Source organism: Legionella feeleii, from assembly GCF_001467625.1.
Lineage (GTDB): Bacteria > Pseudomonadota > Gammaproteobacteria > Legionellales > Legionellaceae > Tatlockia > Tatlockia feeleii.
In genome coordinates this window covers 240,923-258,103 of record NZ_LNYB01000080.1, presented here as the reverse complement: position 1 = coordinate 258,103, position 17,181 = coordinate 240,923, and the positions used below count along the sequence as shown (strand labels likewise).

Below are 17,181 nucleotides of genomic sequence, written 5' to 3'. Positions count from 1 at the left end.
TTGATCGGCAAAGCGCTGTATATATCGAACGGCAATTATTCTTTTAATCCCTTAAGCAAAAAACTGGATTTTAAAATCACTTCATCAATATAAACCTTAGGGCTTAGTTGAAGAAGATAATGAATGGTTTCAATGATATCCTGGCAGAGAATTTTCTCGTCATCTGGGAAATCAGGCATCATTCTCGTCATATCTGTGTCAATAACGCTGGGGCAAATGGCTGTTACTCTAATATTGTCTTGACATAACTCAAGACTGAGGGACTGGCTATAACCGACTACACCATACTTGGTCATGCAATAAGCACCTGAACGTGCGACAGGCCGCTTACCTGCGTAGGATGCCATGTTAAAAATATAGCCTGATTGTTGTTTTTTCATGTAAGGAACAAGGGTATGAACCATATTATAAATGCCACGCAGATTGACATCGATCATGGCATTAAATTCAGCTGGCTCGATTGCACTACTACCAAGGGACCAAAGTCCAGCGTTATTAAATAAAACATCGATAGTTGGATAGCGTGAGGCAAGGTATTGAGTGCATTTGGAAACGGCTTCATAGTCGCTTACATCGAGAGCAAATACGCTGGTCTTGATAGCAAATTTGTCAGTTAATTCCTTACTGACTTCAGTCAATAGTGCTTTATTTCTGGCAATTAAAGCCAGGTCAAAACCTTGCTCGGCAAAATAATAGGCGGCACGTTTCCCGATACCTCTGCTTGCGCCAGTAACGATTGCTAATTTGTTCATAGAATTAATCAATTAGGGAAAAGCAGAATGGTCAAGCTACTCGATTATAATAATTTGTGCAAGTTTGTTAGTCATTATAAAGACAAACAGGTAAATTTCGTTGCATAATTTGCCATTAGGTCTTGGTGGTCAATAATCTTCGCTGCCCCTTTCTTGGCGGTATGTGCTATATAGACTATAACAAGATTAATTTTTTTAGCTTTTTCAGGACTTATCCCTATTAAGTTACTGGCAAATTAAACCTTGGTTGTGAAAGCCTGAAAGTAACTGGACAGCAGTCATCATGAATATCATAGAATTGTTAGATGTTTCACTAAGAGATGGGGGGCATAGAACTAACTTTCATTTTAAAAAAAATGAGCTGCAAGCAATTTTAACTTCCCTCGATAATTCCGGTATTGAGTATATTGAAATTGGTTACCGCAATGGCTCCATTGCTCCTATTGAGAATATTGGTCCAGCAGGGTTATGTGAAAAGGATTATCTTCTTTTTTGTACTTCCCTGCTAAAAAAAGCAAAAACTGCCGTCATGGCGCATCCTAAGAACGTAACAGCAGATGATATTAAGGAATTAAGGGACTGTGGTGTCCAATTACTTCGAATTTGTGTTATCAAAGGTGATGTGGAAGAGGCGTGTCCACTCATTGATATGGGAAAACAATATGGTTTGGCAACCTCCGTCAATTTTATTCATACCTCACATTATAAAGAAAAGGAGTTGGATGAAGTATTAGCGAGAGTTAATCCGCATAAGCCAGATATGATTTATTTCGCTGATTCGAATGGTAGTCTATTGCCTGCAAGAGTTGACCAGATTTACCGTAAATACAGCAGGGAATATTCGATTCCTTTGGGTTTTCATGCCCATGATAATTTAGGATTAGCCCAGGTTAATACTTTGGCGGCAATGAATGCTGGAGCACACTATATTGATGCGTCACTTGCTGGTATGGGCAAGGGTATAGGCAACTTAAGAACGGAGTTTTTTACTGCGTATCTACATGCCATAAATATTAAAAAATACAGACTTGCTCCTGTTTTAATGGCAGCAAATTATGTGCGTAAGGCTCTGGGGATCGGCAGTGAAGAGATTGAAATGGACGAATTTATTCGTGGCATTTCTGATTTTTCAACGGCAGAAATGAAGAAATTTAAAGAAACTACCGATACGCTGAATTTATTGTAGTCGGGGAAAACATGCTGGTAAATAAACATTTCCTGTCAAATCAAGCGCTATTTTTATATGCTCTGCTAGCTTAATCTAAACTTGGGATTAATATGAGAAAAAAAATATTAACTATTGCTCCGGTTATGCCTCAGCAATCTGATATTGAATCTATTGCAAGTACGCTTTCCTTTTTAGAGGTAGTGTACCAGATCGATTTTATCGACCCATTAGCAATTAACGAGACTTTTTCTGTCAATACTTCCAATGAAGTTTATTATCAGCTTTGGCAAGATCATCTCAAAAAATGGTTAGCAACTTATGATGCATTCTTTGGGTTCTCTTTTGGCGGGGTTATTTTGCAACAATGTTTTTCTTTATTTGCTGACAGCAAAAAACCCATTGTTTTATTTTCTACCCCGACTTTTGCTGATAATGCCCTGCAAAAAAAACTGGGTGATGTTATTGCGCTTTGTAAAGCAAATCGAGTGAATGATGCTCTGATTTCTTTATATAAAGAGGTTTTTTCTCCCAATGAGGCACCCTTGCAAATTCTTCCAGAAAACAGGGTGATGAGTGCAGCTAATCGGTTGATTTTCGGTTTGCAACGTGTTTTAGATACCGATGCAACAGCAATTTTAGAACAAACGATGGTTGACCATTTACATTTGATAGGTGAATGCTCAGCGCTAGTCAATAAGGAAAATGTTTTGGCTCCAGGAATAGGTGATTTATGCATTGTGCCACAGGCAGGAATGCGTGTATTACAGGACAATCCCTCTTATTGCAAAAAACTGATCTTGGAGAGATTAAATAGTGAAACCTAAGAAAGTACTCAAGATAGCAGTTTTACCAGGTGATGGGATAGGTGTTGAGGTTATTGAGGCAGCAATACCTGTCTTTACAGCCCTTAAGATACCAGTGGAGTTAAATTTTGGTGAGGTAGGCTGGTCCTTTTGGCAAAAAGAAGGGAATCCCCTTCCTGAAAGAACATGGAAACTAATTAACCAGTCAGATACCACCTTGCTTGGAGCAATTACCAGCAAACCCAAACGGGAGGCTATACAAGAGCTAGCCCCAGAGTTTAAGCAGGCTAAGCTCAATTATGTATCCCCAATTATCCAATTAAGGCAAAAATTGGATCTTTTCGCTAATGTTAGACCTTGTTTTAATATTAAGAGGGATGTAAAGGATTTTAATTTTTGTATTATTCGTGAGAATACGGAAGGCTTATATTCTGGTTTTGACTATTATCCGTTGCCTACACAATTGCATAGTCTCCTGGATGAAAATAAACATTGGCAAAAAATCGCAAAAAATGAAATTAGCTGTACGTTGCGTCTACAGACCAAGGTAGGATTAATACGTTTGTTTGAGTTTGCATTCAAATATGCGAATGAGCAAGGAATCAAACGAGTCACCTTTGCGGATAAACCCAATGTTTTACGCCAGAGCAGTGATTTTGCCCGCGAACTTTTCGAGGCGGTATCCAGTCAGTATTCACACATTACCGCCGATATTTTGAACATAGATGCAATGGCTTTATGGCTGGTAAGACGGCCAGAAGAATTTGGCGTTATTGTTGCAGAAAATATGTTTGGTGATATTTTGTCTGATTTAGGGGCCGGTGTAATGGGCGGTCTTGGTTTTGCGCCAAGTGCGAATATTGGAATCAAAGGTTGTTATTTTGAACCAGTGCATGGGAGCGCGCCCCGCATCGGGAGCAATCGGTCAAATCCGAGTGCAATGTTTTTAACTATTGGTTTGTTATTGAATCACTTTGGTTACACGGAAGCCGCAGAAAAGATTAAGCAGGCAGTTGCAGCAATTGTGCGGCAAGGTAAATTTGTAACCTATGATGTAGGTGGTCATGCCACTACCCAAGAGATGGCACAGGCTATTATTGAGCACTGCTTAAACCAGGCCGAAGAAACTGACATGACAAAGAAAGAACAGGCTTCCCCTATTAGAGGGCAAGAGAGCAAGCAACAGATTGAGGCTTTGAGGATGTTTAACTCTGCCGAAATTGCGGATGCACTTGATGCTTGCGGTGTGGAAGGGGCTATAACCAATCTTAAACCGTTATCCCCAGGCGTGAAGTTAATAGGTCCTGCTTATACCATTAAATATCTACCTTACGAGCAGCAACCAGATGCATTTAAGGGGGCAGCAAATTATATCGATGCGGTTCCTGCCCAATCAGTCATTGTTATTGATAATCAGGGACGCAATGATTGCACTACTTGGGGAGAGATTTTAACCCAGGTTGCCCTAAAGAAGTCCATAAATGGTACTATAGTGAATGGTGCCGTAAGAGATGTTAAGTTTATTCGCGAGGCCAGCTATCCGGTATTTTGTACGGGTTACTTTATGCGCTCGGGTAAAAATCGTGTATACATGGCAGATGAACAATGTCCTTTGAACATTAACGGCATCGCAATCAAGCCCGGCGATATTATTTTTGCTGATGATAATGGTGTTTTGGTTATCCCTGCTTATTTAGTGACAGAAATCATTGAGAAAGCTCACAATATAAAAATTACGGAACAACGAATTAATGCGGCTGTTCAAAGAGGAGTCAGCCTGGAGCAGGCACGTAAGGATTATCGTTATGATCAACCTTGGCTAAAACATAGTGATGAGTAAACTTTTGCAGAAGTTGGCAGATTACCAGTTTATAGATATTCATTATCATGCTGAACCCGATCTTTATCAGCGGCGTTTAACTGCGCTTGAGGCAGGAAAAATTTACCAGTCTTTACAAGGAATTGTGGTATTAAAGAGTCATTTGGGGGCTACGAGCGTTCAAGCAACCTTGGCACAAAGACAAGGATTACCAGTTCTACCCTCTTTAGTTTTAAATCATATTGCTGGGGGGATAGATTATCGCGTAATTCTGAGGGCTCTGGCAGAGTATCAACCTTTAATACCTGCTAAAATGATCGTGCATTTTCCCACAATTACAGGCCGCAAATTTCAATCGAAATTACCTCGGCAATTGGTTCATCCGGCTTTAAGTGAGCAGTGTTTTGTTGGAGAAACAGTATTTGATGAGAGAAAACGCCTCAGGCGAAAAGTCATCGACGTTTTGAAAATGACACGGGATTATCCCCTTGTTTTATCGACAGGTCATGCTTCCAAGGACGAAACCTACGCTTTGCTTGATGCTTGCGTTAGGTATAGGGTTCCTGCGTTATTACTAAATCAGCCTGCCCACCCTTTAACGGCTTTAATTGCTGAAGAATTACAAGAAATTAGTCAACATGATTTTGTTTGGATTGAACAAACGGTACTTACTCATTTACTGGGGCATCAGGATAGCGATGATCTGGCAAAGGTTTTACGTCAGGTACCGCGGGTTATTTATAGTTCTGATCTTGGACAAACCAGTCAAATGGATATTACTGACTGGATTAATTATTCGGCAAATCTTTTTGCTGAGATGGGGTTATCAAGCCAGCGAAAAGAGGCTCTGTGTCGTACTAATGCGTTGGCTTTACTAAGTTTATGACGATTAGGGGCTGTTGACAGCGCTTTTGACCCAAGCTGGCGAAGTGCCAACAGACCCAGGTTAACTAACCTTTGTGTAGCGATATAAAAAGCAGGATCTATTTTTTATATCGAATGCACATTAATTCGCAAATAGTTCGTTTAAAAATAACTCCATACTGATCCAGGAACGGCGATCGGCGGTTTCATTATAATGGAGACCCATCTCATCGTCGTTCGCTTCTGGATTAGTGAAGGAATGGGCAGTAAGGCCATACATATGGATTTGCCAATCGGCTTTTCTTGTTGTCATTTCCTGAGCAAATTGATTGACTTGTTCAGGTAAAACCAGGGGGTCGTCATAGCCATGTAAAACCAGAATTTTGGCTTTAAGTTTGGTCGGCTCCTCTTCTTCTGGTGCGGTGAGTATCCCATGAAAGCTGACGACTCCTTTTACATCAGCGCCGGTACGAGCCAGATCTAATGCGCATAAACCACCAAAACAATAGCCGATTACTGCGATTTTTGTCTTATCCACCTGGGGTAATTGGGTCGCTGTATTGAAAGCCGCAAGGATACGGGCAGCTAATTTTTTGCGATTTTGTACAAGTGGTGTCATTAATGCTCTTTTTTCTATCTTGTCCTGCCCCAATTGTGCCTGGCCATACATATCGATAGCAAAGCCAATAAAACCCATTGTGGCTAATTTTTGGGCTTTATTACAGGCATCTTCATTACGTCCCCCCCAATCATGGGCAACCATCACACACGGTTTTGGATTTGCAGGGTTATTATCATAGGCGATGAAACCACGACAAATGGTTTCGTGATCTTGGTAGGTAATTTCTCTGGTTAGAATCATATTAACTTTTAGTTGGATCGGAAAAAAATTGCCTAACTGTAATGGAAAAAACGATTGATATACAAGTATCTGCTTCGCCAACTGGCCGGCTCTTTGGAGCTTGGGGCGGTTCTATTTTTTGGTTGCCAGGGTTGACTGATTCTCTGTGTCTTAATTTCAAGCAAAAATGAAAATTTAAGTTGTTATTTAGCGCTTAATTACGTACAATTCTGTCATCTTAGCCGTTATCCATGGTTAATCATGACGCGCCATGGCTATTTTCGGTTGTTCAGCAAACAAGTTCCATTTTTTATAGATCTTTGCCCATGAGTAATAAACGCCCAGTAGAGTTAGCAGCTCGACTGCACAACGCAGGCGCTGTCTACGTGTTTTACGGGGCGATAGATGGCTTGAGCCTCTCCTACAGCATGATCAAATACCTTTTTGATCTTCTTTTCACTACCGGTGAAATTTCCTCTGCAGACGCGATGCGTGACTGGATGATGTCGCAAGAAGGGATGGAGGCAGTTGCGGCAACCTCAGTAAGTCTGGTTGTGTTTTCCATGCTGGCTAATCATTTCAGCGATAACGATGCCAATTTATTTAAGCGCTATATAGCGGTAGTGTGGCCTTATGGCCGTGATGCCATGAAAGGGCTAAAAAATGCTTACAAAGGGGTGCGTAGCACTCTTATGGTCTTTGAGCTATTAAATTTAACCCAGGATTTGAGCCATCTTATCGTTCCTGTCGGCCTGTTATTAGGCGGTTTGTCAGTACTGAACCGTTTATGGTTCCGCATGCTGGTCGGTCAAGACCGTAAAGACATGACGAAAGCGAATACCACATTAGCTTCGGCGATCCAGAAAGGTCCCGGATTATCTGAAGAGGGGATGGCTGCCGAACGCAAGAAAATAAACAAGCACTCTGAGCGGGTGCGGACAATGGCTTTACTCTCAGCTGGTTATGGCGGCATTGTTGACGGCCTTTATCTCTATGTTGGTGTTTTGGGTATTTGTAGCTTGGCGCCTGCTGTGCTGGAAGCGATGAGCGTATTTTGTGCGATCTATTTTCTAGCTTGTGTAGCAACACGTATTTATGAAGAATATTATTTTCAACAGTTACTCTCTATATCCGAGCTAAGGGTTGAGTTGGCCATACAGGGTAAAGGGATAGAATCGTTACTGAGCCAGCTTGCGTCTTTAAACACAGACATCTCCAAAGCAAAGGAAGAGGAAGAAGTTGCAGATCTTGTCTTGCGACGAAAGAAACTTGTTGAGAGTATTGCTGCAGCGGTGGAAAAGTTTAGAAATCAGCGTGAGGAACTTCGTTCTTTATCTTCTTTATCCTATCCCACTGCCGTTTTAGCCGGATTAAGAAATGGTCTGGCAGCTTATGGTGCGCTTGCCAGCGCCATGTTTGCTGTATCAACGTTGCTTGTTTTATCCTCAACGGCTTTTCCGCCAAATTTACTGGTTACTTGCATCTTATTGGGCATGATTTGTCTTGCAGGTTTTGTAGTACAGTCGGTAGATGTTGCCCATAACCATTATGCTATAAAGCAAGAAGAAAAGCTTTTTGACGACAAGTTTCTCCATGTATCGAAAATATTGAGTCAATTCAAAGAGGAAAACCACCGTCTTTGTGACGTAGGAAATTTAGACAAGGTTCAGCAAGTTGTTGCGGATGGACAGAAGGTGGAAGGTCTGCCTCAGTCTGAGATTATGCCATGGTCTGAGGTGGGACGCTCCTTTTTTTCTGGTATAGGTAAAGGGACTAAGGCAATAGGGTTTACTCTCTATGCGTTACAAGAAGTAGATGAGCATGGCCGTTATCATGATACGCCAATCATGATGGGCTTGATGATGGTTAGTGCTGTTGCCCATGCCCTAATACTTGCTCTTCGAGCTTTTGCGCGCGGCTTAGGCCGTCCGCCGGTCGATGCTTATCCCGAGGAGCAAGCAACGCCAAACGATTCCGCTGTGACTGATAAACAGAAACTGGATGTTGGTAGTGAGCATCTTGATAAAATTAAAACCGATGCGTCTGATGTAAAATCAGGGTTGCCTGCTACTAGTGGCGGGGATCGTCGTAGGACGTCAATATTTGGTCATCATTATGCAACTGTAAGAAGGAGTTTCTTCTCTGCTTCCGCCCCTGACCTGCTGGTTCCCGATCTAACAACGACTGGTCCCAATACTGATTTATCCTCAGATAAGGTTGTGGCTCCTGAGGTGCCTTCTCGTACTACTACCCAGATTCCCCGTCTTAGACGCACAAAAAGTTTTTCAAGTTTCTTCTTCGGAGAGCAACCGGTTAACGACACTGTGACTCTTCGCGCTTCTGATGATTTAATCCTGCCGTCACCTTACCGTACTATGTAAAGCTCAGGATTTAATGCAGGGTCGTTATACATTTTAAATTGATGGTATACTCTAAATGTGCGTAGCTTGCTGTTTATTTCTTCTAGCAGCTGCTGTAAACAGGTAATCAGTTGTTTTTGCTGTTCAAGAATGATTTCCCATTTGCGCTGGCAATTTTGACGATGAGCATCATCAACATCCATGCGTTTGCTTTGTAAAGCCATGTGGTAAGCTTTAAGTGCGAGAATAGATAATCGGTCTATCATCATTCCTGGTGTTTCAGAATGCACAGGACACTCCGAGGGGCTGGCGGGTTGTAAGGCAGTAAATAACCATTCATCCATCGCTTCCATACGATTATTGCGTTGTTGATTAAAATGATCAATTTCCCGTTTGGCACGATAAACAAATTCAAAGCCTGCATCATCGCGCCTGGCTTTATCTTCTGCCAGCCACAACTGATAATTGAAGGCGTGATTTTCTTCGACCAGACGTAAAAAACCTTGTTGATTCAAGACAACACCACTTGCTTTCCAACGTACAATGCTATCTTGCTGTAGGGTGGCAATTTCAGTGACCTGGATTAAATTGCTCATGACACACTCCGCCAGAGGTAATTCAAAAAGAGGGTATATTAACATGCATTTAAAAGGAGTGCTTGTCTGTTGACTTTTCTGATTATCTTTAAGTTAGAAAAAGGAAGGATTAGACTATTTTTTTTGGGCTAGAATTCGGTCTAGTGCATTGGCAAAAGAAGCTTTCTCCTTGGCACTATAGGTTGCTGGCCCTCCAATGTTAACGCCGCCTGAGCGCAGTTGCTCCATCATGTCCCGTATGCCCAGGCGCTGTTTGATATCATTAGCAGTATATAATTCTCCGCGCGGATTGAGCGCAAGTCCCTTTTTAGCAATAATGGCGGCAGCCAGAGGGATATCAGCAGTGATGACCAGGTCATTTGCTACGACTTGTTGCACAATATAATTGTCAGCAGCATCAAAGCCTTTTTCAACACGAACAGTAGTAATAAAGTGTGAGCGTGGAATTATTAAAAACGCGTTAGCCACTAAAACTAAATGAGTTTTTGTTCTTTCTGCTGCTCGAAAAAGAATGTCTTTAACAGCGTTGGGGCACGCGTCGGCATCAACCCATATTTTCATCAACAATATTTAACCAAAATAGCGTTTATAGATTTTTAGATAAGAACCGTCTGCTTCAATATCCAAAAGTAATTTATTAATTGTTTCAATGAGCTCTTTATGCTTTTTATTAGCCATTATGCCATATCCTATACCAATAGGTATCTCATTTCCTACTAACTTAAACAAGTGACTATTGCTTACAACCCAATATTTCGCCGCCCCTCCATCTGTGATCACAATATCTATCTTGCCATCTGCCAGAGCTTGAAACACTTCAGAAAGTGTTGGATATTCGATAATGACAACTTCATCATTAAATTTTTCCAGGACTAGCGCTTTAAATAGGCTACCCTCTACAGAACCTACTCGTTTATTGCGAATATCATCAATTCCGTGAATTTGAGAGTCAATATTGGTAATAAATTGCCCTGTACTTTTCATATAGGGTAAAGAGAACAAGTAATTAATACGCCTTTGTTCTGTGATACTAATGGAACCAAGACCCAAATCTATTTCATTGGTTAGAAGTTTCGTGAATATCTCGGCGAATGTTAAGGGTATATAATGACAATCAGTCTGCATACGCTTACAAAGTTCCATCATGATATCAATTTCAAAACCAAAGAAATGATTTTTCTGATCGGCCTCCATTTCAAAAGGAGGGTTATAGGGTAAGATGCCAATATTAATTGTTTGAGCGTGTAGAGGGGATAATAGAAGAACGGTGAGGAATAAAATAATTTTTCTCACATTGAAATCCTTTAATTTTTAGAAAAGATTACTTTACTTAGGTATGATTGCCAAGGTAGCTTTTGTAAAAATCGGTATATTGGGAGGTAATATGAGATTTGTCTTTTCTCTGGTACTTGTTTTATTAATGAATACAGCAAATGCTGATGAAAATATGCCCCTATCTTGTAAACCTATAACGGTAGACGGTGAGTCAGTGATGCTTTCTGCGGAAAAACCTGTTTTAGTGATGATTCATAATCAATCTAAAACGGATTTATGGATCACTCATCCTGTTTCCGATCCCAGCGCTAGTGCAGGATGGAGCAGTCGTTTACAGTCTGGTAATTGGTCGGCCCTCGCTCTCGATAAAGAGTCATTTGAATTGACTTGCATTGAATCGAAGCCAGGCCATGAGCAGCAAGTTCCCTGTGCCGGGGTTATTTCAGCCTGTCGATGGTCCTCAATGACGATGCCGGCACAGACAACGGGTACTTTTTGGGCTGGTGAAGATATGAGCTTATCTGCTTTAACTGCTCATTTAGGTAGTCGTGGTTTTGAATTACCTCCTTCGCCACAATAAGTGGTAGACTCAAATTAATTTCTATAAAAAAGTGGTGAATGTGAGTAAAAAATCGAAGGATCCTTTCTATAAAAGGGAAAAAGAAAAATACGCTATACCCATACCTAGTCGTGAATTGATTATGCAGGTACTGGAAGAATTTGGCCGTCCAATGTCGCGTAATCAATTAATCTCTAAACTTGAGGTAGACGAGGCAAGTGAACAGGAGGCCCTGGGGTTCCGCTTAAAGGCCATGTTACGCGATGGTCAAATTATGCAGGATCGCCGAGGTCGTTTTTGTCTTTTGCGTCGTATCAATTTGCAACGTGGTACCGTACAAGGTCATCCAGACGGTTTTGGCTTTTTCATCCCTGACGATGAGGGCCAGGATATGGTCTTGTCTGCAAAAGAGATGCAAACAGTGATGCATGGTGATTTGGTTCTCGCGTATCAAACCGGTGTCGATCGACGCGGACGTCCGGAAGGTAAAATTCACGAGGTTATCCAGCACGCAAATACAACTGTTGTAGGGCGGTATTTTACCGAACATGGCGTGGGCTTTGTTATTCCTGATAATAAGCGTTTGACGCAAGATATTTCCATTCCAATTGAATTTGCTGCGAATGCTAAAAATGGACAAATGGTATTATCAGAAGTGATTGCTTTTCCAAGTAAGCGTAATCAAGCGATTGGTAAAGTGATCCATATCCTTGGTGATCATATGGCACCAGGTATGGAAATTGAAGTTGCGATTCATGCGCATGGTATTCCTGCTGAATGGCCTGATGACGTGATTGCAGAAGTCTCTAAAATTCCACAGAGGGTAAGTGAAGAGCAATTAAAGGGACGTGCTGATTTAAGGGAGTTATCTTTTGTTACGATTGATGGTGAAGATGCCAAAGATTTTGATGATGCAGTCTATTGCTATGCCAAACCCAAAGGTGGTTATCAGCTTTATGTGGCAATTGCTGATGTGAGTCATTACGTAGAGGCAGGATCTGCTTTGGATAAGGAAGCGGCAAGGCGTGGTAATTCAGTCTATTTTCCTGGCCAGGTCGTTCCAATGCTGCCAGAAGCGTTATCCAATGGTATTTGTTCCCTTAACCCCAAAGTAGATAGACTCTGCGTAGTTGCGGAAATGGCCATTTCCGCAGATGGGAAAATAACCCGTTCGCAATTTTATCGTGCTGTTTTTCATTCAAAGGCTCGTCTTACTTACACCCAGGTAGCGCAATGGTTAAAAGAAGGACAGGCGGATGAACAACATCAGGGCCTATGGCCGGCATTACAAGCATTAAACAACCTTTATAGTGTTTTATTACAGGCACGTAAAAGCCGAGGGGCAATCGATTTTGAGACGACGGAAACACGTATTGAATTTGATGAAAATAGGAAAATACAACGGATTGTGCCAGTCATTCGCAATGATGCACATCGTCTGATTGAAGAGTGTATGTTGGCGGCTAACGTGGCTACCGCGCGTTTTTTGGAAAAAGCAGAAATCCCTACACTCTATCGTGTTCATTCATTGCCAGATGAAGATAAGATTGCTGCGCTGAGATTATTTCTTGGTGAGCTTGGTTTACAGCTTGGTGGTGGTAAAAAACCTCATCCTAAGGATTTTCAAAAAACAATGGCTGCCATACAGAACAGGCCAGAGAAACACATTATTGAAACGGTCATGTTGCGCTCATTGAAACAAGCACAATATGTTGAAGAAAATGATGGCCATTTCGGTCTGGCTTACCCAGCATACACGCATTTTACTTCACCTATTCGGCGTTATCCGGATTTATTAATTCATCGTGCTATTACGCATCTGATTGATAATAATAGTGTGGAAGAATTTACTTATAGCGGCGAAGACATGAGTCGTTTGGGTAAGCATTGTTCTTCTACTGAGCGACGTGCTGATGAGGCAACAAGAGAAGTCGTTTCCTGGCTTAAATGCGAGTATATGCAAGATAAGTTGGGACAAATTTTTCAAGGTACCATTTCGGCTGTGACAGGATTTGGTATTTTTGTTGAGTTAGATGAGATCTACGTGGAAGGTTTGGTTCATGTGACGTCGTTACGAAATGACTATTATGCGTTTGATGCAGTGAAGCATCGTTTAATTGGAGAGCGCAGTGGGCAGGTGTATCGTTTAGGTGACAAAATGACTGTTTTAGTGGCACGAGTTGATTTAGACGAACGTAAAATCGATTTTGAACCTGCAGAAACAGGGGCTGTAGATGACTGAGCATTATATTTATGGTGTACATGCGGTCACGGCACTCCTTGGCAATCGCCCGGAAGCAACTAAAAAATTAATTATTAATCAGGAACGTATTGATAAACGTCTACAAGAAATACTTGATTCAGCAGTCAAATATCAAATTCCGGTAGAAAAATTATCAATCCAAAAAATGAACCAACGTTTTACTGAGTTTGTTCATCAGGGGGTGGTAGCTATTGCAGCAAATTTACCTGATTATGGCGAGAGCGATTTACCTGCCTTACTTGCAGCAAGTAAACAGCCTTGCCTTTTATTAATTTTGGATGGGGTGACTGATCCACATAACTTGGGTGCCTGTTTGAGAACAGCAGATGCTACTGGAGTGGATTTTGTGATTATTCCAAAGGATAAGAGTGCAACGATTACTCCTGTTGTCAGCAAGGTTGCCTGTGGTGCTGCGGAGTCTGTTCCAGTAGTACGTGTCACCAATCTTGTTCGTGCTATGGAAACGATTAAACAGGCAGGTGTCTGGATCTATGGTGCAGCTGGTGAAGCAAGTGAGAGCCTTTATACAACAGATTGTAAAGCATCGATGGCAATAGTAATGGGCGCGGAAGGTACCGGCATGCGCCGTTTAACTCGCGAACACTGTGATGGTTTATTTTCTTTACCAATGCTAGGGGCTGTAAGTAGTCTAAATGTATCAGTCGCGACAGGTGTTTGCTTGTATGAAGTAGTGCGCCAACGCAAACAGTGATAATAGATTGAAACAATCCTCGCCTGTCTTCAGTTTAGGGTGAAACATTAGAAATTTGCATGGTGTGCCGTCCTGAGGGTAGTTGGTCTAATATAAATCAGCATTCTATAATAAGGTTATGTAAAAATTGAGGTTGACTATGCGCTCAGCGGAAAATTTTACTAATGCTGGAAAATTAAAAAAAATTAACTGGGCAGCTGAAAATACCCCTGCGCATTGGCTAAGGGGTGAGCCGTTTTTAACCTATTTGGGTAATACCTACATTATAGTGACTGCCGACGTTGAGCGTTTCACGATCAAGGCTGGGCTGTCACTTAAAGATAAAATTAAGGATGAACAGCTCAAGTTGGAATGGGCCCAACTTATTGATGAAGAGATTGCTCATGCCTATCAGCATACCTGTGTTACTAACGATCTAAAGCGTCATAAATACCCTATTAAATTTATGATGAAATACTCAAAAGGATTATTTTGGTTAATATCCAGGCTAAGTATTAAAAGTAAATTGGCTTTTGTTTTAGCTATGGAGTTTTATGCGCATGAATTAGCTACGTCTGCTCTGGAAAACAATCTTTTTCCAGTCGATGAACTGGCAATCTATGATTTTTTAAGATGGCATGCATTAGAGGAAATGACTCATTCCAGTGTTTGCTTCAGAGTATATAAATATTTCGGTGGCGGTTATATTCGACGTGTAACCATCCTGCTTTTTTTCACTTTTTATGCCTCGTTTACAACCCACTTTTTTTTGCCGCTATTTTTCTTTGCTGATCTGGCTCAAAAGCGTAAAGTGAAGTTTAAAAATTTTAATATGGCTTACAGGTTTATGTATGGACGTAAAGGTGCGCTATGGGGAAGACTAAAAACTTATTTAGCCTTCTTTAATCCAAGATTTAATCCATGTGACACTAAAGAGTTAAGTCTAAAAAAAGAAGGAAATAAGGATAATGTCTAAAGGATCGCTGCCCTATTTTGATTTTCTTATTTCGGAATTGGCGCAAAGAGAATCGTCAATTGAAAAGAGTTTTGGCAAGCATGTGCATTGGGGATATTGGCCTGATCCCTCGCAAGCTCAGTGTAATCATGATGATTATTATTTGGCAGCTCAAAATTTAACAAAGAAAATCTGTGCGATTGCTGATATAAAAAATGATCAAGCCATCCTGGATGTAGGTTGTGGGTTTGGCGGAACCATTTCCGAGTTGAATAGTGATCATTCGGGTATGGTATTAACGGGATTAAATATCGATAATCGGCAACTTGCCCGTGCTAAAAAACTGGTAAAGGCATCTGGTAATAATACAGTTAACTTTATAGAGGGAAATGCTTGTGCCCTTCCTTTTAAAGACAATGAGTTTGATAATATACTGGCTATTGAATGTATTTTTCATTTCCCCTGTAGAAAAACGTTCTTTCAAGAGGCTAACCGCGTACTGAAACCAGGGGGTAGCATCACTTTATCAGATTTCATACCGCATCTATTGTTCCTTCCTAACTGCTGGGCAATGAATTTACCTTTCGTTAGAAAATTTAATTTTTTTGGATCGTGCAATCTTAACTATACCCTTAATAGATATAGACGCTTGGCATCCGCGCATGGTCTTAAGATGGAGGTTTGTGATATAACAAAAAACATATCACCAACCTACCAGTATTTGCGTTACCTGACTAAATCTGTCCATTTGGAAGAGCCTTATAAAAGCTTGGTAGGTAGTTTTACGTTGGGTATGCGATTTTTATCGTGGACGCATTTATTAAGTTATAAAATACTTTCTTTTAAAAAACCTAATTAATATCAGAATCAGTATTATTATCCTTTTCTTTTCTGATATTAATTCATAGCCTTTCATAGAAAGTGACCGCCTTTCAATATCCATGACCTGCCCGGTGCAAATATGAATGGCGGTGATAAGCTTACTGTCCGACAAATTGCCTGATGGTCCTTGTTAATCGAAGGACAAGTTCATCAATTTCTTTTTCGTTAATGATAAGAGGAGGTAATAGCCGGATAACTGTATCAGCAGTGACATTGAAAAGTACCCCATTCGCAAGACCAATAGTTCGTGCATCAGTAGCGGGCCTATCAAGTTCGATTCCTAACATGTATCCTTTGCCACGGATTCCACGCACACTGGGATGCTCGCCTAGCTCTAGCATTAATTTCTCTTTAAGCAGGGCAGCGTGACGAGTCACTAAATCGCAGAGTTGGTCACGTTCGATAACATTTAAAACAGTCAATGCTGTAGCGCAAGCAAGAGGATTGCCGCCAAAAGTTGAGCCATGATTACCTGGTTTAAACAGGTCGCTGGCTTTTTTACTCATCAGGCAGGCACTAATAGGGATTCCATTGCCTAACCCTTTGGCAGTAGTAATTATATCCGGTTGAATATTGGCGTGCATGTAAGCAAAAAATTTACCTGTACGGGCATTACCGGTTTGGATTTCATCAACGATAAGAAGCCAGTCATGTTCCTTGCAGAGTTGCGATACCGCGCGTAAATAAGAATCATCTGCTGCATAAATCCCGCCTTCCCCTTGGATGGGCTCAAGCATGACTGCGACTACATCATCACGGTTTGCTGCAATGGTGCGTATAGCATCAATATCATTAAAGGGGGCGCGGATAAACCCGGGGACTAGTGGTTCAAAGCCAGCCTGTACTTTACGGCTCCCTGAGGCGGTTAGCGTCGCCATGGTACGCCCGTGAAAAGCGCGCTCCATAACAATAATGGAGGGTGTTTCAATCCCTTTTTTGTGGCCATACAGGCGAGAAAGTTTGATGGCTGCTTCATTGGCTTCTGCCCCCGAATTGGCAATAAAGATTTGCTCCATTGCAGATAGGGCAACTAATTTTTCAGCGAGTAATTCTTGTTCTTTAATATGAAAGGTATTCGAGGTATGCAGTAATTTTGCTGCTTGCTGTTGGATGGTCCGGGTTACATCTGGGTGAGCATGCCCCAACCCGCAAACGGCGATACCGCTTAATCCATCTAAATAGGCTTTGCCTGCGTCGTCATACAACCATACACCCTCACCATGAGTAAAGGTGACCGGCAACGGGTTGTAACTGGTAATTAATGCCATCAAAAACTCCTTTATTAGACTTCTTTCGAAACGCTACGGCATTGGCGTATTACGTCGTCGATACGGTGCTCAAAACCCATGTATT

16 protein-coding genes are annotated in these 17,181 nt (G+C 41.4%); 10 read left to right on the top strand and 6 right to left on the bottom strand.

Annotation, left to right across the window (positions count from 1 at the left end; translation table 11 throughout):
• Nucleotides 1-35 precede the first annotated feature (35 nt).
• Entirely contained in the window at nucleotides 36-752 is a 717-nt protein-coding gene (locus Lfee_RS08830; RefSeq protein WP_058445915.1) for an SDR family oxidoreductase, read from the bottom strand.
• Nucleotides 753-1,035: 283 nt separating this feature from the next.
• Between Lfee_RS08830 and Lfee_RS08825 the strand changes: the two genes are divergently transcribed.
• The 4 genes from Lfee_RS08825 (at nucleotide 1,036) to Lfee_RS08810 (ending at nucleotide 5,428) form a co-directional block, all read left to right on the top strand.
• Nucleotides 1,036-1,938, top strand: coding sequence for a beta/alpha barrel domain-containing protein (locus Lfee_RS08825; RefSeq protein WP_058445914.1), 903 nt, complete (start codon nucleotides 1,036-1,038; stop codon nucleotides 1,936-1,938).
• Nucleotides 1,939-2,030: 92 nt separating this feature from the next.
• Nucleotides 2,031-2,744: a hypothetical protein gene (locus tag Lfee_RS08820; RefSeq protein ID WP_058445912.1), complete on the top strand. Its 714-nt coding sequence runs from the start codon at nucleotides 2,031-2,033 to the stop codon at nucleotides 2,742-2,744.
• Nucleotides 2,734-4,563, top strand: coding sequence for an isocitrate/isopropylmalate family dehydrogenase (locus Lfee_RS08815; RefSeq protein WP_058445910.1), 1,830 nt, complete (start codon nucleotides 2,734-2,736; stop codon nucleotides 4,561-4,563). The genes Lfee_RS08820 and Lfee_RS08815 overlap by 11 nt, the downstream gene beginning before the upstream one ends.
• Nucleotides 4,556-5,428, top strand: a complete 873-nt coding sequence (locus Lfee_RS08810) for a DUF6282 family protein (protein ID WP_058445908.1) — start codon at nucleotides 4,556-4,558, stop codon at nucleotides 5,426-5,428. The genes Lfee_RS08815 and Lfee_RS08810 overlap by 8 nt, the downstream gene beginning before the upstream one ends.
• 120 nt (nucleotides 5,429-5,548) lie before the next feature.
• On the opposite strand, the gene Lfee_RS08805 is transcribed toward Lfee_RS08810, so the two are convergent.
• Nucleotides 5,549-6,268, bottom strand: a complete 720-nt coding sequence (locus Lfee_RS08805; protein WP_058446296.1) for a dienelactone hydrolase family protein — start codon at nucleotides 6,266-6,268, stop codon at nucleotides 5,549-5,551.
• Between the two features lie 305 nt (nucleotides 6,269-6,573).
• On the opposite strand from Lfee_RS08805, the gene Lfee_RS08800 reads away from it, so the two are divergent.
• A complete protein-coding gene (locus tag Lfee_RS08800) occupies nucleotides 6,574-8,628 on the top strand; it encodes a hypothetical protein (protein ID WP_058445906.1) in 2,055 nt (684 codons plus the stop codon).
• Here the strand turns inward: Lfee_RS08800 and Lfee_RS08795 are convergent.
• From Lfee_RS08795 to Lfee_RS08785, 3 genes are all read right to left on the bottom strand, one after another.
• Nucleotides 8,613-9,203, bottom strand: coding sequence for a DUF4254 domain-containing protein (locus Lfee_RS08795; RefSeq protein WP_058445904.1), 591 nt, complete (start codon nucleotides 9,201-9,203; stop codon nucleotides 8,613-8,615). The genes Lfee_RS08800 and Lfee_RS08795 overlap by 16 nt on opposite strands.
• A gap of 114 nt (nucleotides 9,204-9,317) precedes the next feature.
• Nucleotides 9,318-9,764: a YaiI/YqxD family protein gene (locus Lfee_RS08790; RefSeq protein ID WP_058445902.1), complete on the bottom strand. Its 447-nt coding sequence runs from the start codon at nucleotides 9,762-9,764 to the stop codon at nucleotides 9,318-9,320.
• 9 nt (nucleotides 9,765-9,773) lie between these two features.
• On the bottom strand, nucleotides 9,774-10,496 hold the full coding sequence (locus Lfee_RS08785) for a transporter substrate-binding domain-containing protein (protein ID WP_058445900.1): 723 nt from the start codon (nucleotides 10,494-10,496) through the stop codon (nucleotides 9,774-9,776).
• A 91-nt stretch (nucleotides 10,497-10,587) separates the two neighbouring features.
• Here Lfee_RS08785 and Lfee_RS08780 point away from each other — a divergent pair, with 91 nt between their 5' ends.
• From Lfee_RS08780 to Lfee_RS08760, 5 genes are all read left to right on the top strand, one after another.
• The gene (locus Lfee_RS08780; RefSeq protein ID WP_058446289.1) at nucleotides 10,588-11,058 is read left to right on the top strand and encodes a hypothetical protein; all 471 of its coding nucleotides are present in this window, start codon (nucleotides 10,588-10,590) and stop codon (nucleotides 11,056-11,058) included.
• A gap of 40 nt (nucleotides 11,059-11,098) precedes the next feature.
• Nucleotides 11,099-13,279, top strand: a complete 2,181-nt coding sequence (gene rnr / locus Lfee_RS08775) for a ribonuclease R (RefSeq protein WP_058445899.1) — start codon at nucleotides 11,099-11,101, stop codon at nucleotides 13,277-13,279.
• Nucleotides 13,272-14,012: a 23S rRNA (guanosine(2251)-2'-O)-methyltransferase RlmB gene (gene rlmB / locus Lfee_RS08770; protein ID WP_058445897.1), complete on the top strand. Its 741-nt coding sequence runs from the start codon at nucleotides 13,272-13,274 to the stop codon at nucleotides 14,010-14,012. Before rnr ends, rlmB begins: the two co-directional genes overlap by 8 nt.
• A 139-nt stretch (nucleotides 14,013-14,151) precedes the next feature.
• Nucleotides 14,152-14,967 carry a metal-dependent hydrolase gene (locus Lfee_RS08765; RefSeq protein ID WP_058445895.1) on the top strand — a complete coding sequence of 272 codons (816 nt, stop codon included), beginning with the start codon at nucleotides 14,152-14,154 and terminating at the stop codon, nucleotides 14,965-14,967.
• On the top strand, nucleotides 14,960-15,805 hold the full coding sequence (locus Lfee_RS08760; protein WP_058445893.1) for a class I SAM-dependent methyltransferase: 846 nt from the start codon (nucleotides 14,960-14,962) through the stop codon (nucleotides 15,803-15,805). The genes Lfee_RS08765 and Lfee_RS08760 overlap by 8 nt, the downstream gene beginning before the upstream one ends.
• Before the next feature lie 121 nt (nucleotides 15,806-15,926).
• On the opposite strand, the gene Lfee_RS08755 is transcribed toward Lfee_RS08760, so the two are convergent.
• Nucleotides 15,927-17,096: an aspartate aminotransferase family protein gene (locus Lfee_RS08755; RefSeq protein ID WP_058445891.1), complete on the bottom strand. Its 1,170-nt coding sequence runs from the start codon at nucleotides 17,094-17,096 to the stop codon at nucleotides 15,927-15,929.
• Between the last annotated feature and the right edge of the window lie 85 nt (nucleotides 17,097-17,181).